Source organism: Hymenobacter ruber, assembly GCF_054783255.1.
The window spans coordinates 1,993,026-2,006,664 of record NZ_BAAGQX010000004.1; the positions used below are offsets into that span (position 1 = coordinate 1,993,026).

15 protein-coding genes are annotated in these 13,639 nt (G+C 61.1%); 6 read left to right on the top strand and 9 right to left on the bottom strand.

Annotated features, from left to right (window positions below; translation table 11 throughout):
• Positions 1-30 precede the first annotated feature (30 nt).
• The 3 genes from ACYVM5_RS19040 (at position 31) to ACYVM5_RS19050 (ending at position 3,141) form a co-directional block, all read left to right on the top strand.
• The gene (locus ACYVM5_RS19040) at positions 31-1,362 is read left to right on the top strand and encodes an NAD(P)/FAD-dependent oxidoreductase (protein WP_460619677.1); all 1,332 of its coding nucleotides are present in this window, start codon (positions 31-33) and stop codon (positions 1,360-1,362) included.
• A gap of 24 nt (positions 1,363-1,386) precedes the next feature.
• Complete coding sequence (locus ACYVM5_RS19045; protein WP_460619678.1) at positions 1,387-1,617, top strand: hypothetical protein; 231 nt, start codon at positions 1,387-1,389, stop codon at positions 1,615-1,617.
• Between the two features lie 165 nt (positions 1,618-1,782).
• Positions 1,783-3,141 (top strand): 4Fe-4S binding protein, encoded by a 1,359-nt coding sequence (locus ACYVM5_RS19050; RefSeq protein ID WP_460619679.1) that lies wholly within the window; start codon positions 1,783-1,785, stop codon positions 3,139-3,141.
• 14 nt (positions 3,142-3,155) lie between these two features.
• On the opposite strand, the gene ACYVM5_RS19055 is transcribed toward ACYVM5_RS19050, so the two are convergent.
• The 3 genes from ACYVM5_RS19055 to ACYVM5_RS19065 all read right to left on the bottom strand — a co-directional run bounded on the left by ACYVM5_RS19055 (position 3,156) and on the right by ACYVM5_RS19065 (position 5,436).
• Entirely contained in the window at positions 3,156-3,722 is a 567-nt protein-coding gene (locus tag ACYVM5_RS19055; RefSeq protein WP_460619680.1) for a hypothetical protein, read from the bottom strand.
• Between the two features lie 128 nt (positions 3,723-3,850).
• On the bottom strand, positions 3,851-4,843 hold the full coding sequence (locus ACYVM5_RS19060; RefSeq protein ID WP_460619681.1) for an alpha/beta fold hydrolase: 993 nt from the start codon (positions 4,841-4,843) through the stop codon (positions 3,851-3,853).
• Positions 4,844-4,980: 137 nt separating this feature from the next.
• Positions 4,981-5,436: a peroxiredoxin gene (locus tag ACYVM5_RS19065; protein ID WP_460619682.1), complete on the bottom strand. Its 456-nt coding sequence runs from the start codon at positions 5,434-5,436 to the stop codon at positions 4,981-4,983.
• Between the two features lie 94 nt (positions 5,437-5,530).
• Here ACYVM5_RS19065 and ACYVM5_RS19070 point away from each other — a divergent pair, with 94 nt between their 5' ends.
• The 3 genes from ACYVM5_RS19070 to ACYVM5_RS19080 all read left to right on the top strand — a co-directional run bounded on the left by ACYVM5_RS19070 (position 5,531) and on the right by ACYVM5_RS19080 (position 9,170).
• The gene (locus tag ACYVM5_RS19070; protein WP_460619683.1) at positions 5,531-6,229 is read left to right on the top strand and encodes a glycosyltransferase family 2 protein; all 699 of its coding nucleotides are present in this window, start codon (positions 5,531-5,533) and stop codon (positions 6,227-6,229) included.
• Positions 6,230-6,330: 101 nt separating this feature from the next.
• On the top strand, positions 6,331-7,788 hold the full coding sequence (locus tag ACYVM5_RS19075; protein ID WP_460619684.1) for a cellulose synthase family protein: 1,458 nt from the start codon (positions 6,331-6,333) through the stop codon (positions 7,786-7,788).
• Positions 7,789-7,805: 17 nt separating this feature from the next.
• Positions 7,806-9,170 carry a hypothetical protein gene (locus ACYVM5_RS19080; protein ID WP_460619685.1) on the top strand — a complete coding sequence of 455 codons (1,365 nt, stop codon included), beginning with the start codon at positions 7,806-7,808 and terminating at the stop codon, positions 9,168-9,170.
• Between the two features lie 120 nt (positions 9,171-9,290).
• Here the strand turns inward: ACYVM5_RS19080 and ACYVM5_RS19085 are convergent, their stop codons facing one another.
• The 6 genes from ACYVM5_RS19085 to ACYVM5_RS19110 all read right to left on the bottom strand — a co-directional run bounded on the left by ACYVM5_RS19085 (position 9,291) and on the right by ACYVM5_RS19110 (position 13,607).
• Complete coding sequence (locus ACYVM5_RS19085) at positions 9,291-10,157, bottom strand: hypothetical protein (protein WP_460620203.1); 867 nt, start codon at positions 10,155-10,157, stop codon at positions 9,291-9,293.
• A 106-nt stretch (positions 10,158-10,263) separates the two neighbouring features.
• Entirely contained in the window at positions 10,264-10,914 is a 651-nt protein-coding gene (locus ACYVM5_RS19090) for a TIGR04282 family arsenosugar biosynthesis glycosyltransferase (protein ID WP_460619686.1), read from the bottom strand.
• Positions 10,907-11,443 (bottom strand): rhodanese-like domain-containing protein, encoded by a 537-nt coding sequence (locus ACYVM5_RS19095; RefSeq protein ID WP_460619687.1) that lies wholly within the window; start codon positions 11,441-11,443, stop codon positions 10,907-10,909. The genes ACYVM5_RS19090 and ACYVM5_RS19095 overlap by 8 nt, the downstream gene beginning before the upstream one ends.
• Positions 11,444-11,479: 36 nt before the next feature.
• On the bottom strand, positions 11,480-12,019 hold the full coding sequence (locus ACYVM5_RS19100; RefSeq protein ID WP_460619688.1) for a heme NO-binding domain-containing protein: 540 nt from the start codon (positions 12,017-12,019) through the stop codon (positions 11,480-11,482).
• 111 nt (positions 12,020-12,130) lie between these two features.
• Positions 12,131-13,039, bottom strand: coding sequence for an anti-sigma factor (locus ACYVM5_RS19105; protein WP_460619689.1), 909 nt, complete (start codon positions 13,037-13,039; stop codon positions 12,131-12,133).
• Positions 13,040-13,046: 7 nt separating this feature from the next.
• A complete protein-coding gene (locus tag ACYVM5_RS19110) occupies positions 13,047-13,607 on the bottom strand; it encodes an RNA polymerase sigma factor (protein WP_460619690.1) in 561 nt (186 codons plus the stop codon).
• Positions 13,608-13,639: the final 32 nt, after the last annotated feature.

Below are 13,639 nucleotides of genomic sequence, written 5' to 3' on the forward strand. Positions count from 1 at the left end.
ATTTGAGGCCGGACATTTCTCCTCTTCACCATGCACCTCGTCATCCTCGGCAACGGCATTACCGGCGTGACGTGCGCCCTGACCGTGCGCCGGCTGCGGCCCGAGGCCCGCATTACGCTGGTATCGAGCGAAAGCGCCCACCACTACTCCCGCACCGCGCTGATGTACGTGTACATGGGCCACCTGCGGGCGCAGGACATCAGGCCCTACGAAGACTGGTTTTGGGACGAAAACCGGCTGGCCCTGGTGCACGCCACCGCCACCGTCCTCCACACCGCCGAGAACCGCTTGATTCTTGATAACGGCACCATGCTCGCTTACGACCAGCTGCTGCTGGCTACCGGCTCCGAAAGCAAGCTGTTTGGCTGGCCCGGCCAGCACCTGGCCGGCGTGCAGGGCCTCTACAGCCTGCCCGATTTGGAAGCCATGACCCGCGACACTCACGGCATCAATCGGGGCGTGGTGGTGGGCGGCGGCCTCATCGGCGTGGAGCTGACCGAGATGCTGCACAGCCGGGGTATTGAGCCCGTGGTGCTGGTACGCGAGGCCCGCTACTGGGCCTCGGTACTGCCGCCCGAGGAGGCCAACCTGGTGGACCGGCAACTCCAGGGAAACCGCGTTGCTGTGCATTACGGCACCGAATTGCGCGAAATATTGGGCGATGCGCAGGGCCGTGTGCGCGCCGTAGTGACCACAGCCGGCGAGGAAATTGCCTGCCAGTGGGTGGGCTTAGCCACCGGCGTGCGGCCCAATCTCACGCTGGCCAAAACGTCAAACGTGGAAACCGACCAAGGCATTCTGGTCGATGAATTTCTGCGCACCAACGTGCCCAACGTGTTTGCGGCCGGCGACTGCGCCCAGCACCGCCGGCCCGGCGCGGGCGAGGTGCCCATCGAGCAGCTCTGGTACACCGGCCGGATGCAGGGCGAAACCGTGGCCCACACCATCTGCGGGCAGCCTACGCCCTACCGGCGTGGCATCTGGTTCAACTCGGCCAAGTTCTTCAACCTCGAATACCAGACCTACGGCCAGGCCCCGGCCGGCCCCACGCCCGGCCTCACCAGCTTCTACTGGGAGCACCCCAATTGCCGGGCGGCGGTGCGGGTCTATTTCCGGAGCGAGGCGCCGCACGCCGTGGTGGGCTTCAACACGCTGGGCCTGCGCCTGCGCCACGCCGTATGCGAGCAGTGGATTGCGCAGCGCACGCCCGTAGCCACGGTGCTGAGCCATTTCGGGGCGGCCAATTTCGACCCCGAGTTTTTCCCGCAGCACGAAAAGGCCATTGTGACCGACTTTAACCGGCAGTTTCCCGGGCAGCCCGTGGTGCTGAAGCAGCGCAAGGGACTTTTTGCGCGTCTGTAGCCTTCGTCACTTAACTTTTTTTCTGTGAATTTCTCCAAGCTATATCGTCCCTCGGCCCTCAACAGCTTCCAGTTCATCGCCCTCACGGGCCTGCTGATGAGTGCCGGCGCACACCTGATTCTGCACTTCTTTGTGGGCCACCACCCGGCGGGCTTCAACTGGCTGTACGTATGCTGGTCAGGCTTTTACATCGTGGGTACGCTCATCAACCTCTTCGGCAAGCCCGACGAACCGCACCATCATCACCACCACTAGGGCAGGATAAGCGACTTTTTTGCCTAAATCGCCCGTCATGCTGAGCGGAGTCGAAGCATTTCTACCGCTTCACTAACCCTTTCGATTGGGTTTACTACTGCATTAGAGATGCTTCGGCTGCGCTCAGCATGACGTTCTTATATCGTTCAAATTCTACCTTCTATCATGACGCCCACCCTCGCCCCGCCCCTGCCAGCGTCTTCGCCCGCCGAAAAGCTCACGCTGGCCGTGGTAGCCGGCGGCTTGTTGGCCCTGCTCCTGGCCCTGGCCGATGCCGACCCCAACCGCCGTCACGCCTGGTTCTGGCTAGCTGTGGGCCTGATAAGCGCTGGTACGCTGGCCTGGAGCGGGCTGAAATATGGCCGGCAACCGGCCGGCGTGCGGCAGGATAATCTCTGGCTGCGGGCCAATACCGGCCGTGGGGCCGTGGCCTGGGTCACGGGCCTGGTACTCACGGGTTTTTACGTGGTGCTGTACTGGTTCAGCAACGACGATGGCCAGGGTAATTTCGGCCTGCTCAATAACCTGGTGCATCCGCTCGACGGCCTTAGCCAAGCATTACGTGCTCGGCCGGCCGACCAGTGGTTTCTCTACGGTACCTTCTACACGCTGGCCGTGCTGCTGATGGGCAGCCGCGCGCTGTGGAAATACCGGCACTCACGCTACCAGATTATCCGCACCGTTTCGGTGATGTTTTTCCAGCTGGGCTTCGCGTTTTTGATTCCCGGACTGCTCCAGTTTTTCCAGCAGCCGGAGTTTTATTTCAGCTACTTCTGGCCGCTGAAATACGACTACCTGTTCCCCGGCACGGTTACCTCGCTGCTGCAAAAAGGCAGTTTGGGCGTGTTCATGGTATTCTGGGGCGCGGTGATGTCGTTGGTGGCCACGCCGGTGCTCACGTATTTCTACGGCAAGCGCTGGTACTGCTCGTGGGTGTGCGGCTGCGGCGGCCTGGCCGAAACCGCCGGCGACCCCTACCGCCACCTATCCGACAAAAGCCGCGCCGCCTGGCGTTGGGAAGTGCGCATCATCTACCCCGTGTTGGGGCTGATAATTGCCATCACGGCTTTGCTGTGGGTGCATTTTGCCACCGGCAGCACGCTGCTGGGCGAGGCCGGCAACGTGGCCGCCAAGTGGTACGGCTTCGCCATCGGCTCGGTGTTTTCGGGGGTGATTGGGGTGGGCTTCTACCCCATCATGGGCTCGCGGGTGTGGTGCCGCTTCGGCTGCCCCATGGCGGCTTATCTGGGCCTGCTGCAAAAGCATTTCTCCCGCTTCCGCATCAGCACCAACGGGGCGCAGTGCATCTCGTGCGGCAACTGCTCCAACGTGTGCGAAATGGGCATCGACGTGCAGCAGTATGCCCAGCGCGGCGCGCCCATCGTCCGGGCCTCGTGTGTGGGCTGCGGCATGTGCAGCACCGCCTGCCCCCGCGGCGTGCTCAACCTGGAGAACGGCCCGCGTGAAGGGCGGTATCAGGTGTCGCCGCTCATTCATGCGGATTCGCTGCGGATATTGAGTTAGGTGTATCGCGCCTGTTACTGGCCGCGTTGTTCTCTACGCTTTAAGTGCATCTCTATCATGCGGGTATCTTCATCGCTCCACACGAAATGGCGAATATTTTCCACTCGAATCACAACGATGCCGTCGTCTTCGCCATACTCGGTAAAGCATTCTAATAAAATCTCTTGCTCGGTGAATCGGCGAACGTAGCCATACAGGTCCGGCCCAATGCGGGTAGTCAGAAATATCAACTGCTTATTCTCCATAGCCCGCGACAGCAACAGAGGAATGTTCAGGTATTCCTGCTCCATGAAATCAGGCGACTTAATACCAGCGTACACCTTATCAAGATTATCTTCCTTAAGCTCAATATTTCGAATGTAACGGTCATCAAAATCAAGCTGAAAAATATCCTCAATGTTGTAAGACTGAATGCCGGTTTGCATTCCGTCGCGATTTATGATTCGCATGATAAGCATCTCATCGCTGTAGCTAATTACATAGCCCACCGAGAAACGGTCATCATTCGTATTAGTGCGCACACCAAGTAACCGCTTTTCGCTTTGCGCCCGCTTAATTATTTCAAACAACAAATCAGTCATTATCAAGATTAGGAAGATAACAGTTGGAGATTATTTAATGAACATACCCATAAATAACGAAGGTGAAACTGCCTGCCTATAGTTGTAGTGGAACTTGTGAGTGACGAAAACCAACCGGTTTTGACATACTACCCAAAAAACCCCAGCAGCACCTTGTAAAACTGCGCCGGTGCTTCCAGGTGCGGAATGTGGCCCACATTCGGAATTTCTACCAGTTTCGCCCCCTTTATTTGGGAGGCGGTGCGGCGGCCCAGCGCGGGGTACTGGCCCATTTGGGCCAGCGTTTTGGGGTCTTTTATAAGGCCTTTGCCCACCACCGTGTGGTCGGCCTGGCCGATGATGAGTAGCGTGGGCACCGTAATTCGATTGAATTCATAGCTCACCGGCTGCTGGTAAATCATGTCGAAGGTGAGGGCGTTGGCGCGAGCTACTTTGGCGAAATCGGGGCTTTTGGTTTGCGCGGCCAGGGGCAGTAGCCATTGGTCGTGGGCTGCCGGGTAGCCGTTGGGGTAATAGGTAGCGTGGTACTTACGGATGCTGGCTTCGGTGCTTTTCAACTCGTTGGCTTCGGCCTGGTCCACGGTTTGGAAGGGCACGCCCACGCGGTAATCTTCCAGGCCGATAGGGTTTTCGAGCACCAGCTTTTCGGTGGTTTCGGGGTAAAGCAGGGCGAAGCGGGTAGCCAGCATCCCGCCCATGCTGTGCCCCACGATGACGGCCCGCTTCACACCCAGCGTATCGAGCAGATGCTTCGTATTGCGGGCCAGCTGATGAAAAGAGTAGTGAATGTTGGCTTTATCCGACTTGCCAAAACCAATTTGGTCGGGCACCACCACCCGGAAACCCGCGCCGGCCAGCGTCTTTATCGTCTCGCGCCAATAGGCCCCGAAGAAGTTTTTGCCGTGCAGCAGCATCACGGTGCGGCCGTTGGATTTGGAAGTTGGCGGCACATCCATGTAGGCCATGCGCAGGGCCTGGCCCTCCAGCTTCAGCGGCAGGTGATGCACTGGAAAAGGGTATTCGTAGCCATCGAGCGTGGCATTGAGTGGCGCGGTTTGGGCCGGAGCAGCAGTGGCGGCCAGCAGCAAAGGCAGCAGTAGAAGCAGCAGGGAACGGGGCATCAGCGAAGCAATTGGTGAGTTTGCTTCTACGCAAAACTTGTCATCCTGAGCGGAGCGAAGGACCTTCTCACGCCAGAGCATTCCGGCGTGAGAAGGTCCTTCGCTCCGCTCAGGATGACCAACATCATTTTTCAGCTCTACGCGGGCAGCCCCTCCAGTACTTTCTTAGCGTTGCTCACATGGTCCGTGGCCCCGCTCAAGGAATTGAAGATGTACTGAATAACCCCGTTTTTATCAATCACGAACGTAACGCGGCCGGGCAGCAGGCCCAGCAGAGCACGGGGCACTTCGTAGAGCTTGCGCACTTTGCCGTTGGTGTCGGCCAGCAGCTCGAAGGGCAGGCGGTGCTTCTGGGTAAATTTCTGGTGCGAGGCTTCGCTGTCGGAGCTGATGCCAATGACTTCGGCCCCAAGGTCTTTGAAATCCTCGTACTGGTCGCGGAACGAGCAGGCTTCGGCGGTGCAGCCGGGGGTGTCATCTTTCGGGTAGAAATACAGCACCAGGTGCCGGCCGCGCTGGTCGGCCAGGCGGAAGGTTTCGCCGGAAGTGGTGGTGAGGGTGAAATCGGGAGCGGGCTGGCCTACCTGGAGCATAGAACGAGGGATTGAAAAAGAGCCGCAAGGTAGCGGCACGGTGCGGCTTTACGGTGGCGGCGGCATCTTTGTGGCCCGATACTCATTTTGCTTCATGCCCCAGCCCCGCGTCAGCGTCATCATTCCCGCCCACAACGAGGCCGGGGCCATTGCCCTGGTGCTGGCCGAAATCCCGGCCGGACTGGCCCAGGAAGTCATCGTGGTCGATAATAACTCGACCGACAACACCAGCGAAATTGCCCGGGCGGGCGGGGCCACCGTGCTGCGCGAGCCGCGCCCCGGCTACGGCTACGCCTGCCTGGCGGGCATGGCCCACGCTTTCGGCCGGCCGCAATCCGAATGGCCCGACCTCGTCGTATTTCTCGACGGCGACCATTCCGATTTCCCCGAACAAATGCCCGAACTACTGGCCCCGCTCCTGCGCGGGGAGGCCGACCTGGTCATCGGCTCCCGCGCCCTGGGCGTGCGCGAAAAAGGCTCCCTCCTGCCCCAGCAGCGGTTTGGCAACTGGCTGGCCGCCCGTCTGCTCAACATCCGCTACGGCGGCACTGTCACCGATTTGGGGCCGTTCCGTGCTGTCACGGGCCCGGCCCTGCTGCGCATCGGCATGGAAGACAAAACCTACGGCTGGACCGTGGAAATGCAGGTGAAAGCCGCCCGCCTGGGCCTACGCACCGTGGAAGTGCCCGTGCGCTACCGCAAGCGCATCGGCACGAGCAAGGTATCGGGCACGGTGCGCGGCACCCTCGGGGCGGGCTACAAGATTCTGTGGACGATTTTTAAGTACTGGTAATATTTCCCGGCCGGTGAGCTCGCTCGGCGGTCCGGCCCGCGTCTGCCCGGTCGGCGGAGTTGTTTTTTTGCTGTTTTGCGAGTCTCTATTCTTTGTTTCTGATGGCGGTACTGCCCATTTTGCTGGTGGTGCTGTACGGCTTATGCCTGCTGTTCATACTAGGGTTTAGTGCGGGGCAGTGGCAGCTCACGCGGCTGGCGTTGCGAGCCTATGCCAAAGGGCTGCCCCCGGCCCCGCCCGCGCCTACCAAGTGGCCCCGCGTGCTGGTCCAGCTGCCGCTTTACAATGAGCAAAATGTGGTGGAGCGCATCATCGATGCCGCCGCCGCCCTCGACTACCCAGCCGACCGCCTGCACATCCAGGTGCTCGACGACTCGACCGATGCCACCGTGGCGCTGGCGGAAGCCCGCGTGGCGCACCACGCCGCCCAGGGCCTGCGCATCAGCCACGTGTGCCGGCCCAACCGCGAGGGCTACAAAGCTGGCGCGCTGCGCTACGGTTTGGAGGAAAATGCCGATGAATTCGTCGCCATTTTTGATGCGGATTTTGTGCCCGACCCGGATTTTCTGCGACGCACAATTCCTTATTTTTTGCAGGACAAAAAAGTGGGCGTAGTGCAAACCCGCTGGGGCCACCTGAATGAGGACGAGTCGCTGCTCACACGCCTGCAGGCCTTTGGGCTGAACGCGCACTTTCTCATCGAGCAGGTAGGACGCACGGCGGCGGGCTTTTTCATCAATTTCAACGGTACGGGCGGCGTGTGGCGGCGCGCCTGCATCGACGATGCCGGCGGCTGGCACACCGACACCCTCACCGAAGACCTCGACCTGAGCTACCGCGCTCAGCTGCGCGGCTGGCGCTTCATCTATCGCCCCGAAATCGTGGCCCCCGCCGAGTTGCCCGCCGTGATGGACGCCCTCAAATCGCAGCAATTCCGCTGGACCAAGGGCGCGGCCGAAACCGCCCACAAGCACCTCGGCAACATGTGGCGCTCCGCGCAGCCGCTCCCCGTAAAGCTGCAGGCCACTTTCCATTTGCTGAACAGCTCGGTGTACGTCGTCATCATGCTCATGGCGCTGCTAAGCGTGCCACTGGTGTTCGTTCGGGCGCAGTACCACGAGTACAAGGCCGTTTTTCAGCTGGCTTCGGTGTTTTTGATTGGGTTTACGCCGCTCATCTATTATTACTATACCGCCTGGCGGCTGGCCCACCCCGATAAGCCGCTGTGGCGTTACCCGGGCTTTTTCCTGCTGTTTTTGTCGGTTTCGATGGGCCTGGCGCTGCACAATGCCCGGGCCGTGATTCTGGGCTGGTGGGGCAAGCGCACGCCGTTTGTGCGCACGCCCAAGGCCGGCACCGGCAGTTCTGCCCGCAAGCGGCGCTACCGCACCGGCGGTGTGGGCGGCTTGGTCATTTTGGAGGGCGTGCTCGCGGCTTACTTTGCGTTTGGCCTCGTGGCCGGCATTTACTTCGATGATTTCGGGCTACTGCCCTTTCACTCGCTGCTGACCATTGGCTTCGCGGCCATTTGCTACTTCTCCATCCGCGACGACAAATAAATAGCCTTCTGAATCCCTTGACTCTCAAGCTGCCTTCCGTTTCTCAGGGTGTGGCGCTGCTGCTGTCTGGCGCGGCGTATGCGGGCCTGGCTTTTACCACGCCGAGGGCGAATTTTGAACAGCTGGCGGGCTTGTTTGCGGTGGCGCTGGGGGCCTATGCGTGGCTGCTGCACAGCCGCTTGCCGCTGCGCTGGGGCTTGGGCGCGGCGCTAGTGTTCCGGTTGCTGTGGCTGCCAGCCACCCCGGCTTTTTCCGACGATATTTTTCGTTTCCGCTGGGACGGCTTGCTGGTGGCACACGGCGTCAACCCCTTTCAGTTTCGGCCCGATGAAATCATCGCCGACGGGGCCCGCACCGCCCTGCCCGATGCCGCCGTGCGCAACGCCGTGCTGCCCGAGTTTCAGCAGCTGTACCGGCAGCTCAACTCGCCGCATTACTACTCGGTATATCCGCCGGTGTGCCAGGCAGTATTCGGCGGAGCGGCCCGCCTTTTTCCCACTTCCGAGCGCGGCTTCATCGCCTGCCTGCGCCTGGTTATTCTGGCAGCCGAAGCCGGCACGGCCTGGCTCCTGCTGGCGCTACTGGCCGCAATGGGCTGGCCCCGGGCGCGGGCGCTGCGCTACCTGCTGCACCCGCTGGTCATCGTGGAACTCACCGGCAACCTGCATTTTGAAGCACTGGCCTTGTGCTTTATGCTGCTATCCATCTGGCTGCTGAGCCGACAGCAATGGGCTAAATCAGCCGGCGCGCTGGCGTTGGGTGTAGCCGCCAAGCTACTGCCACTGCTAGTGCTGCCGCTACTGGTGCGGCGGCTGGGCGGGCGGCGGTTTCTGGCGTATGCGGGCGTGGTGGCGGGCACGCTGCTGGTGCTGTTCAGCCCGTTTCTGTCGGTGGCGCTGGTGGTCAACGTCAGCCGCAGCCTGAACCTGTATTTCCGCAGCTTTGAGTTCAATGCCAGCATCTACTACGTACTGCGGCCCATTGGCATCTGGCTCACGACTTACAATGAAATTGCCCGCATCGGGCCGGCGCTGGCGCTCACCAGCGCCCTGCTGGGGCTGGGGCTGGCGTGGCGCGAGCGCCGCCTCACCGTGGCCTCCCTGGCCCAAACGCTGCTGCTGATGCTCACCGCGTATTATGCGCTGGCTACCACCGTGCACCCCTGGTATCTCACGCTGCTCATCGGGCTGGGGGCGCTTTCGCGGCTCCGCTTTCCGCTGGTGTGGGGTGGGCTGGCGGTGCTGTCCTACGCCGCCTACCGCACCACCGCCTACACCGAAAACCTGTGGCTGGTGGCGCTGGAATACGTGGTTACGTTTGGGGTTCTGGCGTGGGAATTAATGACGCTGGGCTTAACGAACAACGAGGAATTGTCATCCTGAGCGGAGCGAAGGACCTTATCACGTTAGAACTAATTACAAGAAACAGGAACTCGAGAGAAACAGGCTTGATAAGGTCCTTCGCTCCGCTCAGGATGACAGTTTCAATAATCGAGGTTCGCCTTATTTCGGCCAATACGCGTAGCGGCGCGTCGATTTCAGACGCAGGGTGCGGCCGTCCCAGGTAGTTTGGCGGAGCAGAATATTGGGGTAGCTTTTGGCGAACCAATACACGTTTTCCTTGCCTGGAGCCAGCGTCACGGACACCCACCAGGCGGGCTCGGGCGCATCGGCGGCCGGGGCTTCGGCGGTGGTGAGATGGGCTTGGTAGTAGACCGGCGGCGTGGCTTTGTTGGTTTGCTGCAGGTCCAGCACCACGAGCTTGAAGCTGGGCTTCTGGTCAAATCTCAGGGCGCGAAGCGTATACGGCAGGGCATCTTCGAGGAAGACGTCGCGGCGCAGGTCGCGGCTGTTGTCGCCCTGCCCGTCCCAGTAGGAATGAAACCACATTTCGAAATTCACCCCGTCATCAATAATAGATTTAAAGGTGTTGCCGCACCATTCCTGCGACGACGACGACATTTTGAACAGGGACACCGGCTGGTCGCGCCGAAAAAACAGCGACGTGAGGTAGTGGTACGGGTACTCATCGGCCTGAATGCTGCAGAACTGATTGATTTTCATCACCGGAAACAGGTCATTCCGCTGGTAGTCGTCCGTTTTCACGTTGAACTGCTGGTTGAACTCCTCCTTCACCGTAATCTGCGTGTACTCAAACGTGCGCTTCTCCTTATAAATCACCCGCTCCGCATCGTAAGTCGCTACCTCGGCCAAGCCGTCCTCCCACAGCTTGTGCATGGCCCAGTTCTGGTCGAAATATGGCATCACCGCCTGCAAGGCCTGGGCCGATGTCGGTGTGCGGGCTTTCACTGGCTTGTCCCCGTCAGGATTGCAGCCGCCCACCAGCAGGCCCACCACTAGCACAGGCATCAACAGGCGCAACGGAAAGCAACTCATACGGCCAAATGGGTTTTTGGGAAGCGAATATAGGCACCGCGTTTCAGCGGCGCGCCCACCTGCAACGCGGAATCTGGGACTACCTTACGCTTTCAGCACGCCACACTGCTAAGTCATCGGCATCATCCACGTCGCGCAAGGTAGGCAGAAAGGCCACCCGCAGACCCAGCCGTCCGGCATCGGCCAGCGTATCGGCCAGGACCGAATCGGTGCTCCAGGTTTTGTTTTGGAATAGCTCGGGCCGGGGCTGGCGCAGGCCGAGCAGGTAGTAACCGCCATCGGTGGCCGGCCCCAGCACCAGGTCGTTGGTTTCGAGCAGCGCAAAGGCCTGGGTAAGATGGGTGTCGCGCAGTCCCGGGCAATCCGTCCCGATGATGGCCACGCGGCCCGCTCCCGCTTCAAATGCGGCCGCAAAGGCTGCCGTCATGCGCGCGCCGAGGTCGCCTTCGGGCTGGCATTGGGCATGGTGGGCGGCCCATTCGCGGGTTTCGGCGGCAGTAGGGACCGGGCCCGCGGTATCGGCCAGCCAGACGGTGGCCGGCACGCCGGCGTCTACTATTGCAGCATTGGTAATGGCCAGCAATTCGCGGTAGATGGCCAGTGCGGCCGGCTCACCCACCCCGGCCGCCAGCCGGCTTTTCACCCGCCCCAGGGCCGGTACGCGGGCAAATACCAGCAGGTGGGCATCAGCATTCGATTGGGCGGCGCGAGCCACAAGGTCTTCATTCATATACTTTTCGGCCTCGTTTCAGCCAAGGGCTCCAGACCGCAGAATAAGGGTGCACGTTGGTGGTGGGGCCGGTGGCATCCACTACGGGACGGCCTTCGTTCACCCACTCAAACAGGCCGCCGTAGAGGTTGCGCACATTGCGAAAGCCCAGCGCGTGCAGGCGCTCGCCCAGCCGCTCGCTCCGCACGCCCACCGAGCAGTACACCACCACGGGCTGGCTGCGGTCGAGGCCGGCAAACTGCGCGGTGGCAATGGAATCGAAGGGCACAAACCGAGCCCCGCGCAGGTGGCTCACGCGGTATTCGGCGGGCGTGCGCACGTCGAGCAGCAGCGGCGGGGCCGGCGCGGCCAGCTCCTGCGCCAGGGCGGCGGCGGGCACCGTGGGCACGGTGTTGCGGTATAGGGTGCGCAGCAACTGCTTGTAAAGCATGCCAGGAGTAGCGGTTTCATCACCGGCTCCACTTCCGCAGGCACCCAGTGCCAACAAGCCGGCAATCAGGCTGATGCGAACAAGAAAAAGCCAGCGCATGGGTAAAAGCAAGATGGTAAATCGGAGCAAGATAAGCTAGCGCCGACGCACATGAATCCGGACCCGCTCGCCGTCTTCGGTGGTGGTGGGCATCACGTCGATGCGGTCGGCTTCGTCGTAGTAGGTGGCCAGGCCGCGCACGATGCCAACCGCCAGCCCGCCCATGCGGCGCGGCGACACATAATCAATCATGAGCTCGTTGGGGCCCAGGCGGCTGACTTCGAGCACGGGCGGCGAGTTTTCGGCGTGCTCCTGCCGCACTTGCTTGTGCATGGTTAGCTCGGTGTGTTCCAGCATGTCCAGCGTTTTCCACTCGGGCTTCAGCAGGCGCTGGTACATGTACATGAGGTCGGGCACGAGGTATTCGCCAAATTTCTCGTGCAGCTCGCCGGCCGAGAGGCCCGTCATCTCGGCCGCGTGGCCCACCAGCGCATAAATATGTTCGTCGGGGTACACGGTTTTGTGGTCAAATTCTACTTTATCGAGACCCGACAGCTCCATCAGCCTGACCCAGGTGCTGTGGTCGTATTGCGTTTGGACATAACGCTTTAGCAGTGTCAGAATAGTGCCGTGCATGGACTTAAAAAAGATTTTTCGGGTGATAAACAAAGCCGCCTGCCAGCCCAAACGGCTAACAGGCGGCTTTGTTTATTTTCGGTCAAGCCAAATGCAATTGGCTCTCAGGGGCTAGATATTGCCTACTACCGTCATCGTGCTCAGCGTGGGGCCGGCGCTGCCGCCGGCGGGCTCCACGGTCATGGCAAAAGTCTGGGCGCTGGCGATGTCCTTCATGTGCTGGAGGCCTTCGCCGGTGGCCGTGGCCACGGTGAGCACACCGGCATCAATCGGTTTGCCTTTGTCGAGGGCCCAAAGCTGGTACTGCTTGTCGGCGGGCAAGGCGGGCAGGCTGCGCACATCCACGTACACCTTGTGGGTGGCGGGGTTGAACAGCACCCGGGCGTGGGCCGTGGGCGCGGTTTTGGTGCCGGCCAGGGCCACGGCGCGGAACTCGTCGTTGCGCAGCACCTGGTTTTCCTGTTGCAGGGCGCCCAGTTTTTTCTCCACTACCTGCGAAGTGGTAGCAAAGCGGGCCTGCTCGTTTTGCAAGGCCACCAGCTCAGAGCTGGCGCTTTTCCAGTTCGAATACAGCAGCATGTTACCGCCCAAGCTCAGCAGCAGGGCTACCGAGGCGGCAATGGCCCAGCCCGAACGGCTGGCCGGCATTTCCAGCGGCGCAGAGGACAGGGGCCGTACCACGGCTTCATTGGCAGCGACAGGCTGCGGAGCGCTGGCTACGGGGCGGCTGGTGGTCTGGGCCACGGCGTCTACGTCGGCACGAAGGCTGGAATTGGCGGCGGGGCCCGAGATTTGGGCCAGTACGTTATTCAGTACCCGCTCGCCCATGGCGGCGGGGGGCGTGAGGGCGTGGGCTTCGGCGTAGAAACCCAACGCTGCCTGAACCTGCTCCAGCTCGGCCCGGATTTCGGGGTGGCTGGCGGCCTGGGCTTCCACCGCCGCCTGCTCGGCGGCCGAAAGCTCGCCCAGAGCGTACTGCTCCAGGATGCCCGATTCTATATAGTCTTGGATGTTTTCCACGGTTGGTTCAGCGAATAAGTTTGCTTAGGACTTTGATAGCGGTGCGGGCGCGGGTTTTCACCGTCCCCAAAGGGATGTTGAGCTCCTCGGCCACCTCACTTTGGGTGAAGCCCTCGAAGTAGAGCATGTCGATAATCTGGCGCTGCTCAGGAATAAGTTTTTGAGTAATCTCTTGTAGGCCAATGTGTTCGGGGCGAAAGGCCGTGGGCGCGGCCTGGCGCTGCGCCGTCAGACTGTCGTCCAGCCCCGTTGTTTTGCTACCTACGCGGTGCTGTCGTGAGCGGATTTTGTCGATGCTCAGATTCCGGCAAATGTTCAGCACCCAGGTAAATAGCCGGCCCTTGGTGGGGTCGTAGCTGGCGAAGGCGTTCCAGATTTTTACCAACGCTTCCTGTAGCACGTCCTCGGCCTCGTCCTCGGCCTTCACAATGCGGAAGATGACGCCGTAGAGCGCGGCCGAGTATCGGTCGTAAAACAGCGTCATGGCCGATTCGTCGCGGGCCTGAAGGCGCCGGACCAGGTCCTCCTCGGCGGCGGGTGGTAGGGAAATTAATGGATTATCGGACACGGGAGTGACTGAAAGTGAGAGATAAAGCAGCA